The sequence below is a fragment of the Brotomerdimonas butyrica genome, assembly GCF_025567305.1.
Classification (GTDB): domain Bacteria; phylum Bacillota; class Clostridia; order Peptostreptococcales; family Anaerovoracaceae; genus Lentihominibacter; species Lentihominibacter butyricus.
The window spans coordinates 13,678-38,429 of sequence record NZ_JAOQJP010000019.1 but is presented as its reverse complement, the minus strand read 5'-3'; the positions used below and the strand labels follow the sequence as shown (position 1 = coordinate 38,429).

18 protein-coding genes are annotated in these 24,752 nt (G+C 49.3%); 7 read left to right on the top strand and 11 right to left on the bottom strand.

Features of this window, described 5'->3' with window-relative positions:
- Positions 1 to 292 precede the first annotated feature (292 nt).
- A complete protein-coding gene (locus OCV59_RS11470) occupies positions 293 to 460 on the bottom strand; it encodes a hypothetical protein (protein ID WP_262584377.1) in 168 nt (55 codons plus the stop codon).
- 635 nt (positions 461 to 1,095) lie between these two features.
- On the opposite strand from OCV59_RS11470, the gene ilvB reads away from it, so the two are divergent.
- The 4 genes from ilvB to ilvD all read left to right on the top strand — a co-directional run bounded on the left by ilvB (position 1,096) and on the right by ilvD (position 6,463).
- Positions 1,096 to 2,757: a biosynthetic-type acetolactate synthase large subunit gene (gene ilvB, locus OCV59_RS11465; protein WP_147594576.1), complete on the top strand. Its 1,662-nt coding sequence runs from the start codon at positions 1,096 to 1,098 to the stop codon at positions 2,755 to 2,757.
- A gap of 10 nt (positions 2,758 to 2,767) precedes the next feature.
- Positions 2,768 to 3,283: an acetolactate synthase small subunit gene (gene ilvN / locus OCV59_RS11460; RefSeq protein WP_147594575.1), complete on the top strand. Its 516-nt coding sequence runs from the start codon at positions 2,768 to 2,770 to the stop codon at positions 3,281 to 3,283.
- 162 nt (positions 3,284 to 3,445) lie between these two features.
- On the top strand, positions 3,446 to 4,441 hold the full coding sequence (ilvC, locus tag OCV59_RS11455) for a ketol-acid reductoisomerase (protein WP_147594574.1): 996 nt from the start codon (positions 3,446 to 3,448) through the stop codon (positions 4,439 to 4,441).
- 363 nt (positions 4,442 to 4,804) lie between these two features.
- On the top strand, positions 4,805 to 6,463 hold the full coding sequence (gene ilvD / locus OCV59_RS11450; protein ID WP_147594573.1) for a dihydroxy-acid dehydratase: 1,659 nt from the start codon (positions 4,805 to 4,807) through the stop codon (positions 6,461 to 6,463).
- A 94-nt stretch (positions 6,464 to 6,557) separates the two neighbouring features.
- Here ilvD and OCV59_RS11445 read toward each other — a convergent pair whose 3' ends face one another.
- Positions 6,558 to 6,830 carry a hypothetical protein gene (locus OCV59_RS11445; RefSeq protein ID WP_147594572.1) on the bottom strand — a complete coding sequence of 91 codons (273 nt, stop codon included), beginning with the start codon at positions 6,828 to 6,830 and terminating at the stop codon, positions 6,558 to 6,560.
- Between the two features lie 40 nt (positions 6,831 to 6,870).
- The gene (locus tag OCV59_RS11440) at positions 6,871 to 7,887 is read right to left on the bottom strand and encodes an SPFH domain-containing protein (RefSeq protein WP_147594571.1); all 1,017 of its coding nucleotides are present in this window, start codon (positions 7,885 to 7,887) and stop codon (positions 6,871 to 6,873) included.
- Positions 7,888 to 8,180: 293 nt separating this feature from the next.
- Here OCV59_RS11440 and OCV59_RS11435 point away from each other — a divergent pair, with 293 nt between their 5' ends.
- Complete coding sequence (locus OCV59_RS11435) at positions 8,181 to 9,425, top strand: metal-dependent hydrolase family protein (protein WP_147594570.1); 1,245 nt, start codon at positions 8,181 to 8,183, stop codon at positions 9,423 to 9,425.
- Positions 9,426 to 9,976: 551 nt separating this feature from the next.
- On the opposite strand, the gene OCV59_RS11430 is transcribed toward OCV59_RS11435, so the two are convergent.
- A complete protein-coding gene (locus OCV59_RS11430) occupies positions 9,977 to 10,864 on the bottom strand; it encodes a carbon-nitrogen hydrolase (protein WP_147594569.1) in 888 nt (295 codons plus the stop codon).
- Positions 10,865 to 11,101: 237 nt separating this feature from the next.
- On the opposite strand from OCV59_RS11430, the gene OCV59_RS11425 reads away from it, so the two are divergent.
- Positions 11,102 to 12,673, top strand: coding sequence for an AraC family transcriptional regulator (locus OCV59_RS11425; protein WP_147594568.1), 1,572 nt, complete (start codon positions 11,102 to 11,104; stop codon positions 12,671 to 12,673).
- 278 nt (positions 12,674 to 12,951) lie between these two features.
- On the opposite strand, the gene OCV59_RS11420 is transcribed toward OCV59_RS11425, so the two are convergent.
- The 5 genes from OCV59_RS11420 to OCV59_RS11400 all read right to left on the bottom strand — a co-directional run bounded on the left by OCV59_RS11420 (position 12,952) and on the right by OCV59_RS11400 (position 20,268).
- A complete protein-coding gene (locus OCV59_RS11420; RefSeq protein ID WP_147594567.1) occupies positions 12,952 to 13,395 on the bottom strand; it encodes a DUF3237 domain-containing protein in 444 nt (147 codons plus the stop codon).
- A gap of 185 nt (positions 13,396 to 13,580) precedes the next feature.
- Entirely contained in the window at positions 13,581 to 15,284 is a 1,704-nt protein-coding gene (locus OCV59_RS11415) for an amidohydrolase (protein ID WP_147594566.1), read from the bottom strand.
- A 110-nt stretch (positions 15,285 to 15,394) separates the two neighbouring features.
- A complete protein-coding gene (locus OCV59_RS11410) occupies positions 15,395 to 16,765 on the bottom strand; it encodes an APC family permease (RefSeq protein WP_147594565.1) in 1,371 nt (456 codons plus the stop codon).
- A 161-nt stretch (positions 16,766 to 16,926) separates the two neighbouring features.
- A complete protein-coding gene (locus tag OCV59_RS11405; RefSeq protein ID WP_147594564.1) occupies positions 16,927 to 18,291 on the bottom strand; it encodes an APC family permease in 1,365 nt (454 codons plus the stop codon).
- A gap of 201 nt (positions 18,292 to 18,492) precedes the next feature.
- On the bottom strand, positions 18,493 to 20,268 hold the full coding sequence (locus OCV59_RS11400) for an amidohydrolase (RefSeq protein WP_147594563.1): 1,776 nt from the start codon (positions 20,266 to 20,268) through the stop codon (positions 18,493 to 18,495).
- 471 nt (positions 20,269 to 20,739) lie between these two features.
- Between OCV59_RS11400 and OCV59_RS11395 the strand changes: the two genes are divergently transcribed.
- Positions 20,740 to 21,951 carry an AraC family transcriptional regulator gene (locus OCV59_RS11395; RefSeq protein ID WP_147594562.1) on the top strand — a complete coding sequence of 404 codons (1,212 nt, stop codon included), beginning with the start codon at positions 20,740 to 20,742 and terminating at the stop codon, positions 21,949 to 21,951.
- Positions 21,952 to 22,468: 517 nt separating this feature from the next.
- On the opposite strand, the gene OCV59_RS11390 is transcribed toward OCV59_RS11395, so the two are convergent.
- Together OCV59_RS11390 and OCV59_RS11385 are read right to left on the bottom strand one after the other, a co-directional pair.
- Positions 22,469 to 23,581, bottom strand: coding sequence for a 5-methyltetrahydropteroyltriglutamate--homocysteine S-methyltransferase (locus tag OCV59_RS11390; RefSeq protein ID WP_147594561.1), 1,113 nt, complete (start codon positions 23,579 to 23,581; stop codon positions 22,469 to 22,471).
- A 97-nt stretch (positions 23,582 to 23,678) separates the two neighbouring features.
- A complete protein-coding gene (locus OCV59_RS11385) occupies positions 23,679 to 24,584 on the bottom strand; it encodes a LysR family transcriptional regulator (protein ID WP_147594560.1) in 906 nt (301 codons plus the stop codon).
- Positions 24,585 to 24,752: the final 168 nt, after the last annotated feature.

Sequence of the window (24,752 nt, the reverse complement as noted above, 5' to 3'; positions counted from 1 at the left end):
GCTTTTGTAACACCGTATTTTTCAGCATATTTGATCAGGGATAGACGGTACTTCATATCTTGTGTTATACTTGTCATGCGGAAACCTCCAGTGTATGGTTTTGTGTGGTAACTTAACTTTAACACAGAATTGAAGTTTCCGCTTTTTCTTTATTTAGTTGTAACACATGTATTGTAATCCTACAAAAAACCAGCTTTGCGAGCAAAATAAATCCGCTCCCGAATACAGATTTATTATTACCTCCGGACACTTCCGGCTTCTTCACAAGATACGCGCCCTATCGCGATACCTTTTAGTATTTAACTTCAGGTTTTCGTTTTTCAGGTATAAAAGCTCTGCAGCTGTCCTTCTGCGCCAGCTGCATCAGCTTCGGATTCACCCTTGCAGCCACTTCTATATAATAAGTATAGTCTGAATCCGGTTTTCCGTTTTCGCTTCCATTCATCTCATCTGCAGGCAAAGCATCCCGCGGCCTCCGATACCAAAAAATGCAATCCATCATTGTATTTTTAGTAAAAAAGCCGGTTTTTCTGCCATTTCAAATGGGTTCGTTACCAAAAATCATCGATCATCCAAATCCTTTTGGTAATTTTTCTTAGAAAACACTGCGATATTTCAAAAAAGTTTACCAAAATATCTCGTCTGAAAATGAGTTCTTGGTAAAGCAGTCCAGGATCTCTTATAAAAATCAAAGAAAAATACCAAAGCCACATCTTTTATGCTGCAGTTTTGGTATCCGAAACACTTGCCGACATTCAGACATGCACGCTGGCATCCCGTACACTCATCGCCACCCCGCTGCCAAAAGCCCGCACCCATGCAGCCTCCCCGGCTGCACGCTCGCGACTGCCCTTTGCATCTCCATAAATGCACGCGTTCGCACTCGGCACTGCCCTTTACACCTCCATTGAATGCCGCCCTCACATCTCAAGGCTGACAAAATACAAATTTTCCGTCTTTTTTGTATTTAAAAACTACTTTTTTGAAATTCCTTTGTATTTTTGCACAAATTTCGCAAAAAACATGTTGATTTTCTGCGGAAACCATATATAATGAGTGGTAGCACAAGAAAAAAAGATTACCAAGGAGGAAAAAATGAGAGTAACAGGATCACAACTGGTTGCTGAGATCTTACTGGAGCACGGAGTTGACACAGTATTCGGATATCCCGGAGGCGCTGCGCTCAACCTGTACGACGCATTGTATGAATACAGAGACAAGATCAGGCACATATTGACGGCTCACGAACAGGGTGCAGCTCATGCTGCTGACGGATATTACAGGGCAACAGGTAAAACGGGCGTCGTCTTTGCCACCAGCGGTCCCGGAGCGACAAACCTGGTGACAGGAATCGCCACTGCTTTTATGGACAGCATCCCGATGATCGCCATAACAGCAAACGTACCTGACAGCCTGATAGGCCGAGACGCCTTCCAGGAAATATGCATCACAGGTGTCGCAATGCCTATAACAAAGCACACCTTCTTCGTAAACAGGATAGAAGATCTGGCTGACGCACTGAGAAACGCTTTCAGGATCGCCAACAGCGGAAGGAAAGGCCCGGTTCTCATCGATATAACAAAAGACGTAACTGCTGCAACAACAGATTATAAACCGGAAAAACCGCTTCCTTTGAATCCTCTTCCTGCATTTACAGATAAAGAGGTGCAGGAAGTCGCAGCAATGATAAACGCAGCAGAAAAACCGGTCGTATATTTCGGCGGCGGCGTAGCTGCATCAAATGCCGGCGAAGAGCTCAATCAGCTGCTCGAAACCGCAGACATCCCTGCCACATTCACACTGATGGCAGCAGGCATACTGGGATATGAGAACAAGAGAAATCTCGGTCTCATCGGAATGCATGGAAGCATCGCTGCAAACAAGGCCGTTGACAGAGCAGACCTCGTCATCGCACTGGGCGCAAGATTCAGCGACAGAGTAGCACTCAACCCTAAAAAATTCGCAAAGAAAGCGCGCAAGGTGCAGATCGATATAGATACGAGCGAGATCAACAAGAACGTTCTCGTCGACCTGGGAGTTACAGCAGATGTAAAAGAATTCCTTACAAAACTGCTCCCGCTTATCAAGAAAAAGGATCACAAGGAATGGGTCGCACAGGCTACAGAGTGGAAGAACAAGCGCGGCGATGTTAAGTGCCAGGACGCACAGCTCCATCCAAGTGAGATCGTTCACTCGGTATGCGACCTTACAGATAAAGAAACCCTCTACGTTACAGATGTAGGCCAGCACCAGATGTGGGCGGCACAGTACCTGAAGCAGAGAAACACAGCAGGCTTCATCACAAGCGGAGGCCTCGGCACCATGGGATTCGGATACGGCGCAGCAATCGGAGCACAGATCGGATGCCCTGACAAGAGAATAATCCACTTCACCGGAGACGGCTCTTTCCACATGAACCTCAACGAGGCATGCACAGCCGTAAGTCAGGAGCTTCCTATTATAACAGTCATCATGAACAACTCCGTACTCGGCATGGTTTACCAGTGGCAGACAGCCTTCTACGGCAAGAGATATGCTTCGACCACACCGGAAAGAAAAACAAACTTCCCTAAGCTGGCAGAGGCATTCGGAGCAAAAGGTTTCTCGGCTACCAATCCGACTGAATTCGAAGAAGTCTTCAAGAAGGCGCTGCAGGAAAAAGGTCCGGTATGGATCGACTGCACGATAGCCAGAAACGAAAGAGTTCTCCCTATGATACCGAGCGGCGGTACTGTTGAAGACATGATCATAGGTTAGGAGGCGTACAATGGACAAGCAGATAAGAAAAGAAGTAATAAGCATCCTGGTAGACAACCAGGCAAACGTACTTACCAGAGTGAGCAGTCTCTTCGGACGCAGAGGCTTCAACATCGACTCCCTCACCGTTTCGGCGACAAATGACCCTAAACTTTCCAGGATCACCGTGGTCTTCACCGGAACAGAACAGGGCCTGCACCAGATAATCACTCAGACAGCAAAGCTCGAAGTCGTGAAGAAGATATTCACACTCGACTCAAACGACAGCATCTACAGAGAGCTGCTTCTCCTCAAGGTCAAAGCCGACAAGGAAGAACGTTCAGCAATCAAGGAAGTCGTTGAGATATACAGAGGAAGGATCGTAGACCTTTCCAAGAACAGCCTCATCATCGAGCTCACAGGGACATCCGACAAGCTGGATGCTTTCATGGACATGATGAGCTGCCACGAAATCTCAGAAGTATGCCGTACCGGTATCACAGGGATCGGCAGAGGTGCAAGCTGGCACGAAGGTGTGGATATGTAAAGCGCACGCGTGCCACAAGTCCGGTATTTACAGCCGGCAGCGATGTTTAATGCTTGAAAAAGCATATAGCTTCGCTATAATATAAAGTGTAGTTTTCACTGACAGTCCGGAAATATCGCAAACGATATTTCCTGTATAATAAAATATAAAGGAGACAGAAAAATGATAAAGAAATATTATGATCAGGATTGTAATTTAGGATTACTGGATGGAAAAACTGTTGCTATCATAGGTTTCGGAAGCCAGGGACATGCACACGCAATGAACCTGAACGAAAGCGGAGTAAACGTAGTAGTAGGTCTCAGACCTGGTTCAGCTCATACTGCAAAGGCTGAAGCTGCAGGACTCAAAGTAATGGGAATCGAAGAAGCTGCTGAAGCGGGTGACATCGTAATGATCCTTACTCCGGACGAACTGCAGGCATCCATTTACAAGAACCAGATCGAAAAGCACATGAAGGAAGGCAACGTTCTGGCATTCGCACACGGATTCAACATCCATTACAACCAGATCCAGCCGGCTCCTTATCTCGACGTTATCATGATCGCTCCTAAAGGCCCTGGCCACACAGTAAGAAGCCAGTATGTTGAAGGCAAAGGCGTACCTAGCCTTATCGCAGTTTACCAGGATGCTTCAGGCAAAGCAAAGGATTACGCTCTGGCTTACGCAAGCGGAATCGGCGCTGGTCGTGCAGGAATCCTCGAAACTACATTCAAAGAAGAAACTGAAACTGACCTCTTCGGTGAACAGGCAGTTCTCTGCGGCGGTGTTACTGAGCTGATGAAGGCCGGATTCGACACACTCGTAGAAGCCGGTTATGAACCTGAAATGGCTTACTTCGAATGTATCCACGAAATGAAACTGATCGTTGACCTGATCAACGAAGGCGGCTTCGACAAGATGAGATACTCGATCTCAAACACGGCTGAATACGGCGACTATAGAACAGGCAAGAGAATCGTAACTGAAGATACAAGAAAAGAAATGAAGAAAGTCCTCGAAGAGATCCAGGACGGAACATTTGCAAGCGAATTCATCCAGGAATTCAACGCAGGCGGAAGAGCAAGATTCCTCGCAACAAGAAAGAAGGAAGCTTCACATCTCCTCTGCAAGGTAGGCGCAGAACTCAGAAAGATGATGAGCTGGTTAAAGAAATAGGCAGTGCTGTTTTTACAAGTCCGATCGGCAAAGAGTCTGCTGATCAGCTGTCTGCCTTCTCCGGAAACTGGTCCTCGGTGCTTCCCGCAGACGCATTCTGCGGAATCACCTGCGGAGGTTTCCTGCAAAGGCCAGACAGAAGCAGTTTTGCCATAAAGCTTAAAAAACAGGTCTATTGCTTGCGCGGAGCAGCAGAATAACAATAACTTCGCATCATATTTCTTACCAAAGCACGAAATAACAAAAGTGGCGGCGGCGTTTCCGCCGCCGCTTTTTTCTATTTGAAATAGCATATGAAGCACCACAAGGGTATAACCTGATGTCGACTTGCAGTCGACAAATACATGAAAGGAAAAAAGGAAAATGAGAAGTGACAAAGTAACAAAGGGTGTTGAAAAAGCGCCTATGCGCAGCCTTTTCTACGCCATGGGATATACTAAGGAAGAGCTTGAACGTCCACTGATCGGTGTCGTTTCCGCAAAGAGCGAGATAGTTCCGGGACACATGCATCTCGACAAGGTCGCTGAAGCCGTAAAAGCCGGCGTAAGAATGGCAGGCGGAACTCCTATCGAAGTTCCTGCGATCGGCGTATGCGACGGTATCGCGATGGGGCACATCGGCATGAAATACAGCCTCGCCAGCCGTGAACTGATCGCGGACAGCGTTGAAACGATGGCAATGGCACACGCATTTGACGGTCTCGTACTCGTTCCGAACTGCGACAAGATCGTTCCCGGAATGATAATGGCTGCCGTAAGACTGAACATACCTGCAGTAGTCTGCTCCGGCGGACCTATGATGTCAGGTCTGGTAAAAGGCGAAGAAACCAGCCTTTCCAAGATGTTCGAAGCAGTCGGAGCAAGAAAGGCAAACCTGATAGACGACGATGAACTGCTCGAGTTCGAAGAGCACGTATGTCCGGGATGCGGATCATGCTCAGGCATGTACACTGCGAACAGCATGAACTGCCTGTCAGAAGCAGTCGGCATCGCACTTCCGGGAAACGGCACGATCCCTGCAGTCGACAGCGGCAGGATCAGACTGGCAAAACACGCCGGAATGGCGATCATGAACCTCGTCGAAAAAGACATCAAGGCTCGCGATATCATCAATGAAAAATCACTGAGAAACGCACTCGCATGCGACATGGCACTGGGCTGCTCGTCAAACAGCGTGCTCCATCTGCTGGCTATCGCAAACGAAGCCGGCGTAGAGCTGAACCTGGATATTTTCAACGAATTCAGCGCAAAAGTGCCTAACCTCTGCCACCTCGCACCTGCAGGCGGCACTCACATGCACGACCTCAACAACGCAGGCGGACTCCCTGCAGTTTTCAGCGAGCTGACCAAGAAAGGGCTCATCGACGAAAGCCTGATAACTGCTACAGGCAAGACTGTCGGCGAGAACATCAAGGGCGCATACGTCAAGAATTACGATATCATCAGACCTATCGACAAGCCGTACAGTGAGACAGGCGGCATCGCTATCATGTGGGGAAATATCGCACAGGACGGCTGTGTCGTAAAGAGAAGCGCCGTTGCTCCTGAGATGCTTTCACACAGTGGTCCTGCGAGGGTATTCGACTGTGAAGAAGACGCGATCGCAGCTATCTACGCAGGAAAGATCGTGGATGGTGACGTCGTGGTAATCAGATACGAAGGCCCTAAGGGCGGCCCTGGAATGAGAGAAATGCTCAACCCTACCAGCGCTCTGGCCGGAATGAAGCTGGACAAGACTGTAGCGCTTATCACCGATGGTCGTTTCAGCGGCGCCAGCAGAGGCGCGTCGATCGGCCATGTCTGCCCTGAGGCTGCTGCAGGCGGCAATATCGGACTGCTGCGCGAGGGAGATATCATCGATATCGATATCCCTAATGCAAAGATCAGCGCGCGTGTTTCGGACGAAGAGTTCGATGCAAGGCGCAAGGACTACGTGGCTCCGCCGCCAAACGTTACAAGCGGCTGGCTCTCGCGATATATGAGAAATGTAGCGTCATCTGCAAAGGGCGCCGTGATGGAATAGCCTGCTTCTCTGCAATACAAAAAACAGGAGACCTCAGATACCGTTTTCGTGCCGCCCTGCTCCGGCGGCATCAAAACATGTTCTGAGGTCTCTCTTATTTTTTACGTTTACGCACACATTCACTGAGCAGATACTCCACCTGGCCATTGATAGATCGGAAATCCTCCTCTGCCCAGGCTGCGATCTCATTCCACAAGCCCGGCGACAGACGAAGCACCATCTGTTTCTTGGCCTTGTCTTTATCTTTCAGTTTTTTCTCCCTTTCCCTGACTGCTCTTTCCTTTTCTTTAAGCTCCTTCTCAAGAGCTTTCAGCTTCTGGAGACGCTGCTGCAGCTGCTCTTCTTTTTTACCGTAGTCTTCTGTCACTATGAAACCCCACTCCTTTGATAAGCGTTCTGTTTCTATTTTAATACAGGCTGCCGCTGTTTACAACAGGCTGTACTTCTTTGTCTCCGCAGAGAACGACCAGCAGATTCGATACCATTGCCGCCTTTCTTTCATCATCCAGCAGGATAAGATCATCCTTTTCCAGACGTTCCAATGCCATGTGCACCATACCGACCGCCCCTTCCACGATCTGTTCACGCGCGGCGATCGTTGCTGCCGCCTGCTGGCGCTTCAGCATCGCTGCTGCGATCTCTTCCGCATACGCCAGGTGTGTTATCCTCACCTCCAGGATATGGATACCGGCATCACGCGTCTTCTCCTGCAGCTCTGCTTTCATTTTTTCGGCGATCTCCATGCTGGATCCGCGCAGGGTCATTTCACTGTCATCATCTTCCATCGTATCATATGGATACATACGCGCAGAGTTACGAATGATAGAATCACACTGGGTCGAAAGATACTCGAAATAGTTTTCCACATTGAAGACCGCTTTCGTAGGATCCGCTACTTTCCAGATGACAACCGACCCTATGATCACCGGATTTCCATCAACATCGTTGACTTTCTGCTGTGCGTTGTTGAGCGTCATGGTCTTTGTGGAAACCTTCCGATTTCTTGTTTTCCCGGCTGTTTTCGGCGTCTTCCCGCTTTTGAAAGTCTCCCCCGGATCCTGTGCGGCTTCTTTCTGCAAAGCCTCCACTGTCGGATTGAAAGCGGCACAGAATGGATTGACGAAGAAAAAGCCGGCTTTCCTGATCGTTCCGTGATATTTTCCAAACAGCGTCAGCACCAGTGCCTCATTAGGATTCACTACCTTCAGACCGGCGAACATGATCGAAAACAGAGTGATCAGCAGCAGTCCGGCTGCGATCCCCAGACCTTCTGCAAAACCTCGGAATAAAACCGGACAGATAATACACAGGAACACTCCAGACAAAGCCCCTGCGATATCAATTATCATCATAAGCATTCCGGACGCCGGATGCAGCTCTCTTTCTGCAATATCGCTTGTAATAACGTTATTTGTCTTGCTCATATTCATTTCCTCCCTTATTCAGATCACGCGACAAAATCGCTTTTGCGTTTTGTGATATCATTTTGATATCACAATTATATCACGCGAACTATCCATGTCAAGCATTATCGACAAAACTTTGACTTCCCTATATTCAAACCTGTGATATAATGCAGGTAATAGATCGACGAATCAATGAAGCCCTTTGCAAGGATAACCTGATGTCGGCTGATGCCGACACACTTATGAAACCCTTTGCAAGGATAACCTTAATGTCGATCTTTGATCGACAAATATTTGAAAGGAGAACAAGTATGTGTAAAACAGCATTTACAGGAGGACTTCTCATAGACGGCACCGGAGCTGCAGCTGTAAAAAACAGTCTCGTTCTGGTCGGTAACGGAAAGATCATTTATGCAGGACCCGCGCGCGACATCCCCGAAGGCGAGGGATATGACGTCGTGGACATCACCGGCAAGACGATCATACCCGGCCTCGTCGACGCGCACCTGCATTTTTCCGGCAACCTCACCGAAAACGACAACGACTGGGTGCTCGAGGACAACATCCAGAAAGCAGTAGTCGCAGTGCAGCAGGCACACGAATGTCTCGAATCCGGCCTGACTACCGTGGGCGAGATCTCCAGATTCGGCATACATATCAGGAACATGGTCGAAGCCGGCGTGATGAAAGGTCCTCGCATCGTAGCAACAGGGCTGGGATTCTGCGCTACTGCCGGACACGGCGATTCACACAGACTTTCCATAGAACAGAACCTGGCGGCGCACCCGTGGGCGGAATGCGTCGACAGCCCGTGGGATCTGCGAAAAGCAGTCCGCCGCAGGATACGTGAAAACCCTGATGCGATCAAGATCTGGGCAACGGGCGGCGGCATCTGGAGATGGGAAGCCGGCATGGACGCCCACTATACGATGGAAGAGATCCAGGCCGTTTCAGACGAATGTAAAATGCGCGGGATACCGCTCTGGTCACACTGTTTCGGCGACGCATCCAATTCAGTGAAAGCAGGCTCGGACTTTATCATCCACGGCTGGGAGCTCAACGACGAAACGATCGACATGATGGCCGAAAAAAACATCATGCTCTGCCCTACCATCAGTTTCCTGCCTGCATGGTTCAATACATACCCGCCTGCATACAAACCAGAGCTCCACGACAGATTCCCGGGCGAAACGGTCACCGAAAAAGAACTCAACAGGATCTACGACAACCTGAAAAAAGCATTCTCCAAAGGCGTCCTGCTCACGATCGGTTCGGATTCATTCAATTCGAAGATCACACCTTACGGAGATACGGCGATCGGCGAGATCTGCGAATTCGTCAGCAAAGCGGGTCTAAGCGAAATGGACACTATCGTCGCTGCAACTCTCAATGGTGCAAAGGCGCTGCGCGTGGATGACGTGACAGGCTCTCTTGAGGCAGGAAAGAGCGCAGACCTTCTCGTAATCAACGGTAATCCGCTCGAAGATATCACTGCGATCGCAGTGGAAAATATGGACGTTATCATGAAAGAAGGCGAATTCGTCAGAAGATCGTAGTTTGCAGCTTGCGATTCGCAAGTCACAATTCACAAGTTGCATATCACAGGCAGCAGGCTGCAGCTCACAGATCGCCCCTTATAACTCGCGAGCCGCAGCTCCTGCCCCTTGATTGTATGCGACCCACGTCCCTCCATAGTCAGTGAGGCAAGCCGTCCCGGCGTGCAACATTTCTCAAAAAAACAAAAAGTGTCTTCGCCACTTATCTTCATATGAAACTTTTGTTGATATTCCGGAAGTATTCCGGAAATATTTCAAATATCGAAAGCGATATTTCCTGTATAAATAAAGAAGCACCTTTCATAAACAGGCCTGTCTTTCAACAGAGGTTATCTGCCCGGGTATGTAGAGGTGTGCTTCTTTATTGTGTATAAATGGAAGAAATATCATCTCCGAGATGTTCGGAGGATATTTGATGTTGTCTTTTTTGTTATGAGGGAAATATCACACGTGATATTTCCACGCCGGATTTCTTTTGATTTTATCCGACAGGTTCGTTTTTATCTGATCCATTGATCTGCTTTCGGCTTGCCCCGATCAAACCGCTTTCATTATTTGATCCGGCCGTCGAGCGTCATGAGTATGCCGTACTGATCCGGTCTTCGGTCTCTGAATGTACATACTTCTCTTCTGTATGCCGCCAGCTCGTCCATATCGAATGTAGCAGTAAGAATGCCTTCAGTCCTGGTGTCTGCTTCTGCGATCTTGTTTCCGCGATTATCGGAAATAAACGATGCTCCCCAGAAACGCACTGCCGTGTCACCCATCTCTTCAACGCCGATACGGTTCGAAGCGATCACAGGAGTCATGTTCGCAGCCGCATGTCCGAGCATCACGTTCTGCCAGTGATCGTAGTCGTCCGGTTCGCCGTCAAGCTGATCCGGCGGAACAGCGAACGTGCCTATCGCAGTCGGATAAAGCAGCATTTCAGCACCCAGCAGCGCCATGGATCTGGCAGCCTCAGGGAACCACTGATCCCAGCATATGCCTACTCCGATTTTTGCATATTTCGTATCCCATACACGGAAACCCGTATCCCCGGGACTGAAGTAAAACTTCTCGTAATACCCCGGATCATCAGGAATGTGCGTTTTCCTGTATATCCCCATGTATGTGCCGTCGGCATCTATCATCATCACCGAATTGAATCTGCAGCAGCCGCTTTCCTCGAAGAAACTGATCGGAAGTACCACGTCCAGTTCTTTTGCCAGCTCGGAGAACCGTTTAAGCACCGGATTCCCCTCTACCGGTTTGGCAATGGAAAGATTGTCATAATCCACTACCTGTGCGAAATACTGCGTCTGAAAAAGCTCCTGTATGAGTATGATGTTCGCTCCCTGCGAAGCCGCCTCCCTTATGAGCTTCTCGGCATTTGCTATATTGATCCCGGCATCTGCGCAGCATGCCATCTGCGTTGCCGCCACCGTCACTTTTCTCATCAGCCTGCTCCTTTACGATATATTTTTCATCTGCAAATGAAGTTGTTTTATCATTCTATACCATCAGAATGATAAAATCTATGACTTTCTTGTCCTTTTTATTGTATTTTAAAAATGTTCTGATTATTCTACGAGTGATACCCCACTTGAAAAATTTGTGCTATAATACAAAAATAGCAACTAAGACCCTTTTCCAGAACCAGTCGTTGAAGGAATTGCTAAAAGGAGGTTTGTCATATGCTTCGAGAAATCGAATATGAAAAAGATCTGCCTGTAAAAGTGCAGGTATTGCAGATACAGCAGTGCCCGTGGCATATCCACGACGATATACAGATAATTTACGTGCTCGAGGGCGAAGTAGAACTCAAGCTCACCTATGCGCGTTACCGACTTACCAAAAATAACATACATTTCATCCACAGCGCTGACGTGCACGGCTTCCGTGCGCTCTCAGACGACAATCTTGTCATTGTTCTGAGCCTCAACCTTGACTATTTTTCAAAATACCATGAAGACCTGATACATCAGATCTTTACGACAAAGGTCAGCGAAAACATCGCTACATATAAGAAACAGCTCGTGCTGAAAGGCCACATATTCTCGATAATATCCGAACTCCACGGACAGAAGAGAGGCTACAAGGAACGCATCACGGAGATCTCACATGCGCTTATAGATGCTCTTTATCAGGACTTCCGCGGATTCAGCGTCGATCTTGAAACACGCACATTCCTGCATCAGGTCTCAAGGGACCCCGTTCAGATAGAGCGTATCAGCAGGATCGTCAGCTTCGTTTACAGCAACTACCCTTACAAGCTCAGCCTTTCCACGATCGCCGAAAAGGAAAATATCAGCAGCTATTACCTGTCGCATCTTTTCCAGCGGCTCGTCGGAGACAGCTTCAGGAATTTTGTCAGCATGGTCCGCGTGGAAATGTCGGAGCCGCAGCTCCTCAGCACGGACAACTCCATCGCACAGATATCCGCCAATGTAGGGTTTTCCAATGCAAAATACTACATCGACAACTTCACCGGCTGGTTCGGCTGCCACCCGAAGGAGTACCGTCAGCTCTACAAAGACGAGCTGCTCGGCAACAAGCCGTGGCTCGTCAAAGAAATGCCGTTCGACAGCATCAATGATGCAATAGAACCATATGAAGAGATGCCTGCATTTACAGGAGCTTCGGAGCTGGTAAAAGCTGTCTCACTGGACTTCCGCAAGCTCGATCTTTTCCAGAAAGCTTCGGCGCAATGTGAAGACCCCAAGAGATTCTACAAAGGCTACGACCCGCAGCAGGACTGCCTGGATTTTCTCAGTGAAATGCTCAGCGATCCGAGGTCCAATAAGCTGCCGCCGATATCCACCGACACTGCAAAAAGCAAAAACGGCACATTCACATTCAACGATATGAAAAAGCCGCTCTACTACCTTCGCGAGTTTCTGGAAGACCAGTTCGACACGATCGCAGATCACAGCGACTGGTACATCATGACCAAGAGCGGTCCCGACGCACAGCTGCTGTTTTTCAGCAAGAATCCGGAAAATACGCAGAGCATCGAATTCAACATGTTCAATATTCCCGGGAAATACAAGATAACCGAGCACAGGCTGGAAGCGTCATCGTCATGCATCATGCTGTGGCAGCAGCTCGGCTTCAAGCCGCAGCTTACTATCGATGAAAAAGAGCAGATCGAGCGGATGTCCGCGCCTCGGATCTCATGGCGCATGATTTCATCATCGGGCAGCTTCACATATTCTGTAAAGCTCGGGCCGCTCGACATAGTCTTCGCGGAGATCGAAAAGCTGTAGATTTCGTGCGCTCCCGCTGTACGATACGTCAGGAATATCTCCGGGAGATATCCCTGCTGCATTATAGAATGCAAAAAGTGTATACGGCACGCCTCATAAAAGGCTGCACGTATACACTTTTCTATATTTAGGGTTAGAATCTGTCTTTTTTATTATGGTCGCTGCGGCTGCTGCGATCGCTGTTACCATTCTGCCGTCATGCCGTACCGGCTGTACCGGGTGAATCAGCTTTGCCAGTTTATCCGATCTGGCCGCTCACGCTCAGGCAGTATATCCGCTTAAACGAGATATACCGTCGTATCCACGCGTTCCCAGTTCACGATCTCAGATGTGCAGACGCAGATCTTGCGCTCCAGCCATTTGTAGCGTTCGTCGCCTGTCCTGAAATCCACAGTGCCTTTGAAATAATATTCGTCAGGTAAAACATACTCACCGTTCATCAGTTTTTCTTCCACACTTTTGTTTATATCCAGGAACGCCTTCATTTCCATGAGGATATGCGCACCATCATCTGTCTTCAGCATCATCAGCCCGTCGATATTGTTGATCCCCGGTGCAGGAGTATAGGTCGCTCCCATGCCGATCGGAACTATCTCGCCGCGAAGCTCATCACCCTCGAACACTCCGCCGTCAGTCGGTGAAACCAGAGTCTCGCCGAGACATGTCTCGCCCATATCTATATCATGCTGCTGAACGATAGACATCGTAAAAAGTTTCTTCATACTTCATTCCTCCATAAATTCTTTGACAGGCGTCACAGGGTGCCGCACCAATGTCGGCTGAGTACCAGGCGATCATCGTATCCCTGAGCTCATGACATCTGTGTTTTGCATACCGCCTCGGCACAGCGATCGTACCGCGCTGAGTGCCGAGCGCTCACAGCTGTGCGCTTTACATGCCGGATCCGCTACAGTTCACCGTTTACGAGATTTCCGTCGAATACGACCGCTTCAACCTTGATATCCTTGAGCTGATCGATCGGAGTCTCGAACGGATCCCTGTCGATCACTATAAGGTTTGCTCGCTTGCCCTTTTCCAGTGAACCGATCTTGTCCTGCCATCTCAGCTGCTTAGCGCCGTTGATGGTGTAGCCCTTTACCAGCACAGGCACCGAAAGTCTTGCCGACGCTTCAGGTCTCATGCTGTTCGGATACTTCTCAGGATCCAGCGGGAACTCAGGGTCGATCCTCGTTGCAGCCACCTGCATACCGAAGAACGGATAAGCTCTGTGCATCTCGTAAGCCGTAACGACGTCACTCGAGAAAGAAACCATCGCGCCGCTGTCGATCATCTGGTTGAACTGATACATCCTGCGCCATTTTTCCTCAGTGTAGTAGTTCATCGCCTCTTCGCCGAAATATCCGCCGGACCAGTGGCAGCTCCAGTTGATGTCGATGCCCAGCTCAGCAGGTCTTCCCATGTCTGAAGGATCCACTACCTCGCAGTGCGCGAATATCGGCTGGCACACCCACGGCTCGCCGTTTTCCGCAGCGATCTTCTGCGCCGCCTCGACAGCTTCACATCCGACTCTGAACGCTCTGTCGCCTACCATGTGTATGTGCAGGTCGAGACCTTCCCTGTTGCAGAGCACGAAGCACTTCGTCAGCTCGTCCTTTTCCATCATGATCTCGCCGAAATTGCCGGGATCGTGTATATGTTCATGCAAAGATGCAGAGTTGCCGCTCTCGTTGGTTCCGTCGAGGAAGAGCTTCATCGTATTGAACTTGATGTGTTCTGTAGTGTAAAGCTTCTGATATTCTCTCAGCTTGGCGATCTTTTCAGGAAGATCTTCATATGACCAGAAGCGTACAGCTGCATCGTAGTAAAGGTGAAGTTTCCCTGCCTTGTCCATCTCGTATACGGTCTGGATCTGGCGATCGGTCTCGATCAGAGCATCGAACAGAGCCGTGATGCCGCTCTCTCTCATCAGGCCGAAGAACGGTTTCATCATATCTTCGGTCAGCTCTTCAGGCGGCCTCCAGCCGACAGCATCATACATCTTATCTGCGAAATGTCTCCATGCCAGCTCCTTGATCCAGCCTGTAGGCTCTCCATTCTCGTCTCTTACAAAGATCTCCAGCTTGCTCGGATCCGGGGTGTCCTTGTCAACGCCCATCAGCTCCAGCATCTTGCTGTTGACCCAGCAGAGATGTTCGCCGAAATCCTGGCAGAGCACCGGTCTGTCAGATACGACAGCATCGAGCATAGCCTTGTTTGGTCCGTTTTCATCGAACATCGATGTCGGATAATACTCAAAGTATATGAACGGCATCTCTTCTTTCGGATGCTCTTCTGTATACTGCTTCACAAATGCCAGCAGTTCGTCTGCATCCTCTGTCCACGGAAGTCTGACATGCCATGTGCTTTCAGCGCATGCCCCCGGATGTATATGGCTGTCTATGATACCCGGCAGGATCGTTTTGCCTGCAAGATCATGCACCTGAACATCCGCATGCCGTGAACATCCGCATCCGCAGTCCGCACCGGTCATGTACTCCTCGGCACCCTTGCTGTCACCGGCATAGATGATATCGCGTCCGTCCGTTACCAGGACCTCTGCAGTACCGTCGCCTGCCGACGTGTAAATCTTCGCGTTTTTATAAATATGCATTTTAACACCACCTTTTGGCTTTTGGTTTTAACATCTGTGTTTTTTGTAAAAGCTGCATCAGCGGATACTGCCCGGCTGAATGCCGGGCACGTCCGCAATGATCGTAATCGTTACTCTATATCCATTTCAGGAGGCAGCTGTCTGAATCCCTTTGTCTTTACCGCCAGGATGATGATGCCTATTGCCAGCCATATGATACCGATGACCTTTGCAGTTGCCGCCATGTTGAACCACAGGTATACGCATACTGCTGTCGCTATCAGCGGCAGTACAGCATAGTTCAGTATCGCTTTGCCGCCGCGCTCTCCCTTTTTCTTGAGGAAAAGCACAGGAACTGAAATGTTTACGAGGATAAAGCCTGTTATCGCGCCGAAGCTTACGAGCTCAACGCCTCCCAGGATATTGTCTGTGAAGAAAATAGCTACAAGGCCTACACATCCTACTATTATCAGATTGTAAACAGGCACTCCATTTTTGCTCATGTGTCCGAAGAACTTCTTAGGCAGGATGTTGTCGCGTCCCATATTGTACATGATACGGATAACTGCTGCCTGTCCCGACAATGCACATGCAATGCTTCCGATATTGTCTACCACCAGGAACATAACATCCATGTGAGGTATCATCGTTATTCTCGCAAGAAGCTCGAATATTCCCGAGTTCGGATCGTCGAACTGCTGATATCCTACCGGCCACATGACCTGAGCTATGTAGGCGATCAGTGTGAAGATTATTCCTGCACCGAGGCATACCATTACGATAGCCTTCGGGATATCCTTCTTCGGATTCTTGGCTTCTTCTGACAGAGTCGAAACTGCGTCGAAGCCAAGGAATGATACACAAAGGATGGCTGCCGGATAAAGTACAAGTCTCAGTTCGAAGACTTCCGGATTATAAAATGCAGTACCGTCGATAATTCCTTTTGAAGTTCCGTCTATACCGCCCTTTGCAATAGTTATTATCCCCACTACGACAAACAGTGCCATCATCAGAAGCTGTGCAGCTACTATGATCGTATCGACCTTTGCAGCTACGCTGATGCCCAGCGCATTTACTACGAACAGCAGCGCTACGAGTATGACTACCCATGCCCATGCAGGAACTGCCGGAACGTATGTCTCCATGTAGACAGCTACACACAGGATGCAGATCATCGGCAGAAGCAGATAGTCGAGCAGCATTACCCATCCTGCTGCGAATCCGATATGCGGATTGAGTGACTGCTGTACATACACGTAAGCTGATCCTGATTTCTGGAATTCACGCGACATGTTCGCATAGCTGAATGCCGTGAAGAACATTGCTATTGCCGTGATGACAAAACATGTCGGATACATGCCCTTGGAGGCTACTGACAGCGGACCGTAATAGTTGAATACTACAGTCGGCGCCATGTACGCCAGACCGAATATGATCAGCGAACCGATCCCCAGGACCTTTTTGAATTCACCATTTTGTTGTTGCGTTTTTTCACTATTCATTATTTCGCACCTCCCAGTAATTCTGTTATTTTCAGAATACACTGCAAGATGCGGTAAAACAATGCCGACTTATTGACGTTTTTATGTAATATCACACGAAAACGTCAATGTTTGTCGGCAGTTTTACATTTAAACTATAAACTTTGTGAATTCATTCACAACTATAGATTCAAATCAGGCGGAAGCTGTTTGAAGCCTTTTGTCTTTATAGCCAGCACGATGATCCCGATAGCGAGCCATGAAAAGCCGACTATTTTTGCGATAGCTGTCAGGTTCAGCCACAGGTATATGCACACTGCTGCCGCGATCACAGGTATGATCAGATATTTCACGACTGCCGCACCGGATCTTTCCCTGTCTTTCACCCAGAATCTCACGATAACGCAGATGTTGGTCAGGATGAATCCCATAATAGCGCCGAAGCTTACCAGTGACATCGCATTCATGAGGCTGTCCTGGAAAATGATAGCTGCCAGTCCTACTACTGCTGTCAGCAGTATGTTCTTAACAGGAGTCTGGAACTTAGGATGGATATATCCGAAGAATTTCTTTGGAAGGAATCCGTCTCTTCCCATTCCCAGCAGTATTCTCGCTGTCGCTCCCTGTCCTGCTATGCAGCATCCGATCGATGCAAGAGTGTTTATCAGGATGAATATCGTGTTCATCCAGCCTATGCCTATATGTACATTGAACTCAGTTATGGCTGTGTTCGGATCCTGGATCGCACCCGGTTCATACGGCCATCCGCAGTTCATGAAGTATGCTACGAGGAAAAACTCTATCGCTGCTCCCACGCAGATCATTATAACTGCTCTAGGCATGTTCTTTTCAGGATTTATCGTCTCCTCAGAGAACGTAGTTACCGAGTCGAATCCCACGAATACGATCGCCATGATCGCCGCACCTGTCATGATCGGTCCCAGCTGGAACGTATCCGGATTATAGATCGCTTCCGGATAGATGAGAGTTCCGGCTCCGCCTCCGCCGAGGACGAACTTGATGATGAATATCACAGTCACGACCAGCGCGATGATAGGTGCTATAACGTTTATGTTGTTCACTATCGATGCGACACCGACGCCGAGACAATTACATGCTGCAACGAATACTACCGCGATTATTACCCATGCCCATACAGGTATTGCAGGTATCATGATGTTCAGATACAGTCCGCAGCCCAGATAGCATGTCATCGGCAGCAGGAAGTAGTCGAGCATCAGCCCCCATCCTGCGATGAAGCCCAGCTTAGGCCCTATCGATCTGCTCACATAGCTGTAGACCGATCCCGCAACCGGGTATTTCCTGCACATCTTTGCATAGCTCAGCGCAGTCAGCGTCATCGCTATTCCTGCGACTATGAGTACCAGCGGAAAGTGTCCGTCCGTGAGGACATTGATGATCCCGTAGTACATCAGTACGCATGCCGGACAGAGATATGCCAGTCCCTGACATACAAGCGTCGGCAGCTTCAGCGTTCGTTTCAGTTCTGTTCTTTCAGCTGTTTTTTCACTATTCATAGCTTCCATAACAAACCTCCCTTTTTAAAATAAATCAGTATTTATGAATAAATTCCGGCCCCGGTGGTTGCGATGCCTCAGACAGCGATGTGCATACATTGCCACATTTAATGCGAATGCGCCGCAGCTCGCCAGCTGTATCCGGCGCCTCGTGCGCTCCATGCGCTCCGGGCATGATATGCGCATCCACCTGCCGCACCACTTTCGAGGCTATTTTTCATACACGACTTTGCCTTTGAAAAGTGTCTTTTCGACTTCGGCAGTGTAGATCATGTCTGCCGGAGTATTTTCAAGGTCTGTATCCATTATCACGAGATCTGCTGATTTTCCGGGTTCTATGCTTCCGGTCAGATCGTCCAGGAACATCTGGTATGCTCCTCCGAGGGTTATCGCTTTTACCGCTTCATGCAAAGCTGCCGGCTTCTCGCTTCCCAGCACTTTTCCTTTGAATTTATCATAGTCAGGCGCATCCGGGAATACCGTTCTCGTCATCGCACACTGTATCTCGTGCATCGTGTCAGGCGGCGGCGTAACAGGGAAATCCGTGCCGAACGCCACTTTCACGCCTTCATCGAGGAAAGCTCTCAGCGGATATGCCTTGCCGGCTCTTTCTGCTCCCACGAGCGGCGTCATGCCTTCTATATCCGAATCGTATACCATCCATCTCGGCTGGCAGTTCGCAACGATGTCGTTCTCGGCCATCAGCTTCACATCTTCATCTCTCACGAGCATCAGATGTGCTATGACGTTTCGCGGTACGAACCCGTCTGCCTGATCACCGCATCCACCGGCTGCAACTGCTGTACCGCAGGAGCTGCAGCATGCATCTCCCTCCGGCCCGAAGCCTGCCGCGCGCTGCGCCTTTGCAAGACAGTCCACGCTCTGCCTTACCGCATTGTCGCCCATCGCATGGACATGAACGCTGAACCCTGCCTGCATCGCATCCTTTGCGGTAGTCACGAACTCATCATCGCTCCAGTAGAGTGGCTCGTTGTAGTCCGCCGGCAGCCCGTTTTCCTTCGTAAAGGCTTCGTCATACGGCTCGATCAGAGAGAACATTCCCTCCGCGAACATCTTCACGGTGTCTATCCTGAAGTCATCGCCGACATCGTCGGCGCCTGCGGCTTTGCGCTTCACTGCTTCAGGCAGCTGCTCCGCGGCTTTGCCCGGCTCCATCAGATACACCCCTCTTATCCTGAGCGTGAGTTTTCCTTCGTCTGCGAGCTCTCTGAATGCAGTTCTCGCATTGTCGCTGTGCATGCAGTCCTGAACGAGCGTCACGCCGTATCTGTTAGCATAATTTTTCTGGTAGTACATGAACGCTTCCTTGTACTTTTCCACGGAAAAGTCGTAGCCCGGCACGTTCATCTTGATCAGCTCCATCGCTTCGGGATCGTTGAAGATGCCCTGCGGGTAGCCGTTTTCTTCGCGGTAGATCTTCCCGACGTAAACATCCGGCGTGTTCTCGTCGACTCCTGCGAGCTCGATGGCTTTCGTGTTCACCCAGAGATTGTGCTGGCAGAACGATTCGAGTATGACCGGTCTGTCACTGCAGATCCTGTCGATATCGTGCCTTGTCGGAACTCTGTCCCCCTGGAAATTTCCGAGCACCCAGCCTGTCCCTCTGATGAGGTCGTCTCCCGGATTTTCGTCGACGAATTTCCTGAGTCTCGTCATGTATTTGTCTATGACTTCCTCCTCGCTTTCACCGTCCTGTATGTAGATCCCGAACAGGTCGCATCCGGAATATGCGCTGGCTGCGATCGACGGGTGGCAGTGTGCGTCGCACATGCCGGGCAGTATCGTCTTGCCGCCGCAGTCGATGATCTCGGTGTCCGCACCTATGTGCTCCTTCACCTCATCCTCGCTGCCTGTCATCATGATCCTGCCGTCTTTTATCAGAACAGTGTCTCCTCTGATGATATTGTCGTCTTTATCCGGAGAATATATTTTGCCGTTAACAAGTGCTTTATCTGCAAATGTCATTTCTTAAACCTCCTCTCTCCGTTTCGTCGAAGTAATTCTATTCCAATTTTTCAGATAATAATATATACATTTTCGTCTGTTTTTTGTATAATTTAATAGAATTTTATATATAAATCGCTGTTTTTGTGCCTGACCGGCAGCTGCATATCGAAGCGAATCGCCTGACCGCACGACGATCGAAACTCTGTTATGAGCCGGCATGCTCTGCTGTTGACCGTCGGGGCCCCCGCCGAACCGGCCGATATCCTGCAGTAAGCCGGGCTGATCCCATGCTGCGGGCCGATCGATACTATACCGCGAACCGGCTGATCCCATGCTGCGGGCCGATCGATACTATACCGCGAACCGGCTGATCCCATGCTGCGGGCCGATACTCTGTAGAGAACAGAAAACTGCATCCTTTGCACAAGGAAAAAAATCTGCGCGGATCTGCCTCACGCAGTACACGCGCAGTATGATGGAGGTGAGATTTTGATAGAAAAAGCGAACGGAAATATCATACCTGATCTTATCCCCGGCGCGCCTGTCGGGATATCGATATACTCGGTGACACAGGAAGCTCCTCATCATCACGAGGGCTTCATGGAAATAATATACTGCTTCAAAGGACCGATAAGGATATGCTCAAGATCGCTGGACATGCTGCTCGAGGATGGAGATATCATTTCGTGTGATCCTTTCGACGTACACTATATGTCGGCAACCGGAACGGAGGCAGCTGAAATGGATACATCCGGAGCTGACGGATCCGAGGGTAGCAACGCAAAGGGTAGCAACGCAGAGAATGGCAACGCAGAGGGTGGCGGCACAGAGGGTGGCGGCGCAGTGTCACAGCCTGCGCACAATGCCAATGCCGGTGGTGCCGGCACATCGGCGAAAGGTCAGTATGATACTGGCTCTGATGATACCGGGAATCTGATGGTATCGTTTTACTTCGATCTGCAGAGTCCGGTCTTCGAAAAGCCGGATCTCGACAAGCTGTATTTCATATGCGAGCCGTCGGCGATCCCTGAGTCGAAGCAGGAGAACCTTGCCGAGCTCAAGAGACTGCTGCTGACGCTGCTCTACTTTTACTGCTTCCCGCATCCGAAGCTGCCGCGCGCCGAAACAGCAGCGCGCTTTTCAAAAAAAATAGTCCGGACTATGCTGGATCATTTTCACTATTTTTATTTCATCGCCAACTCGACTGAATACTCGGACGAGATGAAAAGCCGCTTCGAAAGCATTATCACTTACATCGAAAAGAACTATTCCGACAAGATCACTCTGGGTGGGCTGTGCGAAACAGAACATTACAACTACAAGTATCTCTCGCGATTTTTCAAAAAGACATCCGAGGTCGGATTTTCAAAATTCGTCAACGATATCAGAGCATATAAATCTGCCAGTATCCTGCTTGAAACCAACCGGAACATCTCTGAGATCTCCTATGAAGTCGGGTTTTCCGCGCCGATGTATTTTTACAAGGTCTTCAAGATGTGGAACGGTCTCACTCCGCATCAGTACCGTAAGAAACTGCGTGAACTGGCCGCTTCTGCCGATGAAAACATCTATTACGATATCCCTGCTGTGAAAGAGGATCTCGAGCATTTCATCTCATTCTATTTCGCTCAGCTGCAGGTGCCGGAGCTATGGCTGATGCCGTACATCCCGTTCAAGGGACTGCCGATCGAGAAGGCATGACAGCGCAAGTATGCGATACCGGGCTGGATGGCGGTATATTGGTTATATTGTTGCGCAATGAGTGGCGAAGGAAGGTCCCGGGATACCATGAACCGATTGACTGGCTGGATGGCCAGCCAAAGAGTCACTCAGCGGCCTTCCAGTACCAAAACTCCATTGCCTGACCACTGTTCTTGGTAAAATCAGCGGCTTTTCAGCGATTTTTTTAACGGTAAATACCAAGAATTACAGTCTGATAGCTAATTCTTGGTATTTTTTACGTGAAAACAGCGATATTTTCATAAGAAAATTACCAAAAAATAATAGAAGAAATCAGTCTTTTGGTAAACGGCCTTTTTAAACAATAGGATATTGCAGCGATTTTACCAAATAGGATAACGCCGAAGCCCGATCTTGGTAATCGCTGAACTGAGCATCAGACGAACGTCATAACGGCCAGCCATCAGCCGCCATCACAATGGCCGGTCGTCACAACGACCGGCCGCGCCTGGAACCCAAATGAAAGCATTTTTTATATCTAACCCCAGACTTCTTCTGCGATCTCTTTTACCAGTGCAAGTTTTGCCCACTGCTGCTCTTCTGTCAGCTTGTTGCCGATCTCGCATGATGCGAATCCGCACTGCGGGCTGAGGCAGAGTCTTTCGAGCGGGATGTATTTTGCCGCCTGGTGGATCCTCCTGATGACGGTCTCTTTGTCTTCAAGCTCCGGTGTCTTGGTAGTTATGAGACCGAGGACCACTTTCTTATCCGGCGACACTTTCGCGAGCGGAGCGAAACCGCCGGAACGCTCGTCATCATATTCCAGATAAAGCGCATCTACGTTTTCCTGAGCGAATACATAGTCTGCGACCGAGTCATATGCGCCCTTTCCGAAGAAAGTAGAGTGATAATTGCCTCTGCAGATATGTGAATTGATTATCATGTCTTCAGGCTTTCCTTCGAGTGCCAGATTATTGACTCTGAGGAGCTGCGCTTTGATCTCTTCAAGATCCATTCCAGTCGCCTTGTATCTTGCCTCTGCTGTATCTCCGACTATGGCTCCCCATGTACAGTCGTCAAGCTGCAGATTGCGGCAGCCTGCGTCGTAGAACTGTCTGATGACTTCCTGATATGCCTTCCCGATATCATTGATGAGCTCGTCGTTGTCCTTGTAGAACTTTCTCGTCGAAATGATATTCACCGGTATGATCATCTGCTGGAACATCTGCGCCGGCGCCGGTATCGTGTATTTCGCCACTGTGTTCTCGTCTTCAAACTGCTTCAGGAATCTGAAATACTCAACGAAAGGATGCGGTTTCGCTTTGATCTTTCCTGTGAGCCATGTGTCATCCAGCGCAGCTACTTCTTCATTGAACTGCACGCCGCCTCCCGGCCTGTGATCTACCCCTTCAAATCCCCACATGAAATCGAGATGCCAGTATGCTCTTCTGAACTCTCCGTCGGTGATGACGTGATAGCCCGCAGCTTTCTGCTTTGCAACTACGTCGCGGACAGCATCTTCTGTCACCCGATCGAGCTCCTGCTGATCTATTTTTCCTTCTGCAAACAGCCTCCTTGCCTCCTTCAGCTTCTCCGGACGCAGGAAACTTCCTACAAAATCATAACGAAACGGTGTCTGTAATCTACTCATGATTTGCTCCTCCCAAATACTGTTCTTTGCTATGAGTAGATTATACGTTCATAGGTTCTGTGTGTAAAATACAATAAAACAGCACGCGCCCATAGTTTCATCCTATGGACATGTGCTGTTCTATCGCTTGTATATAGGACTTCGCATAGCGGCTGAGCAGCTGGTTTTTCTTGCGGATCATGATTATCCTCATATGGCAGTCCACGTCCAGCGGCCTGGCAATGATGCCTTCGCCGTTCAGTCTGTTGTCTATTATGCCGGAGCTGACAGTGAATCCGTTCAGCCCTATAACCAGATTGAAAAGCGTCGCACGGTCTCTCACCTGTATGTTTTTCGGGAAGTCGAGCACGCTGAGGAATTCCTCTGAAAAGTAAAAGGAGTTCCGTTCTCCCTGCTCGAACACGAGATACGGGTATGGTTTAAGATCATCCGTGCGTACAAGCTTTTTCTCTGCCAGCGGATGCTCCCTGCTTATGAATACATGCGGGTCGGCAACGTATATCTCTTCAAAGATCAGGCTGTTTTTCTTCAGCAGTTTCAACAGCACATCTTCGTTGTGCTCGCTGAGATACAGTATCCCAAGCTCGCTTTTCCCGTTCGCCACATCCTCGATGATCTCTCCGGTCTGGGTTTCTCTCAGGATAAAGCTGTACTGATCGGCGTCATATTCCTTTACGATGTCGACGAAAGCGTTTACTGCAAAGGAATAGTGCTGGCACGAGACTGCGAATTTCGGCTCTCTGGAAGTGTCTTTGACAAAGCGCTCTTTCATGATCTCCGCCTGCTCCAGCAGCATACGCGCATACGAAAGGAGCTCTTCCCCGTCCCGTGTGGGAACGATCCCTTTGTTCGATCTCACAAAAATAGTCACGCCCATCTCTTCTTCCAGATTTTTTATCGCGGCGCTCAGGCTCGGCTGCGATATGAACAGCTTCTCTGCGGCCTCGGTCATGTTCCCGCATTCCGCTGCTGTCACCAGATAAGTCAGCTGCTGCAGTGTCATCCTTTAATCATCTCCTGTCTCTTTTCCTCTGTATTTTTTCCGTGCGCTCGTCACTGCAAAAGGGTATCCGCAAATGATCCCTGGATCAGGTGCGTCGCGCGACCGGACTATAAGGCAAAAAAAGTGCTTTCGCGATTTCCGCAGGTGCGGCCGGATGCTGGCCGGCCA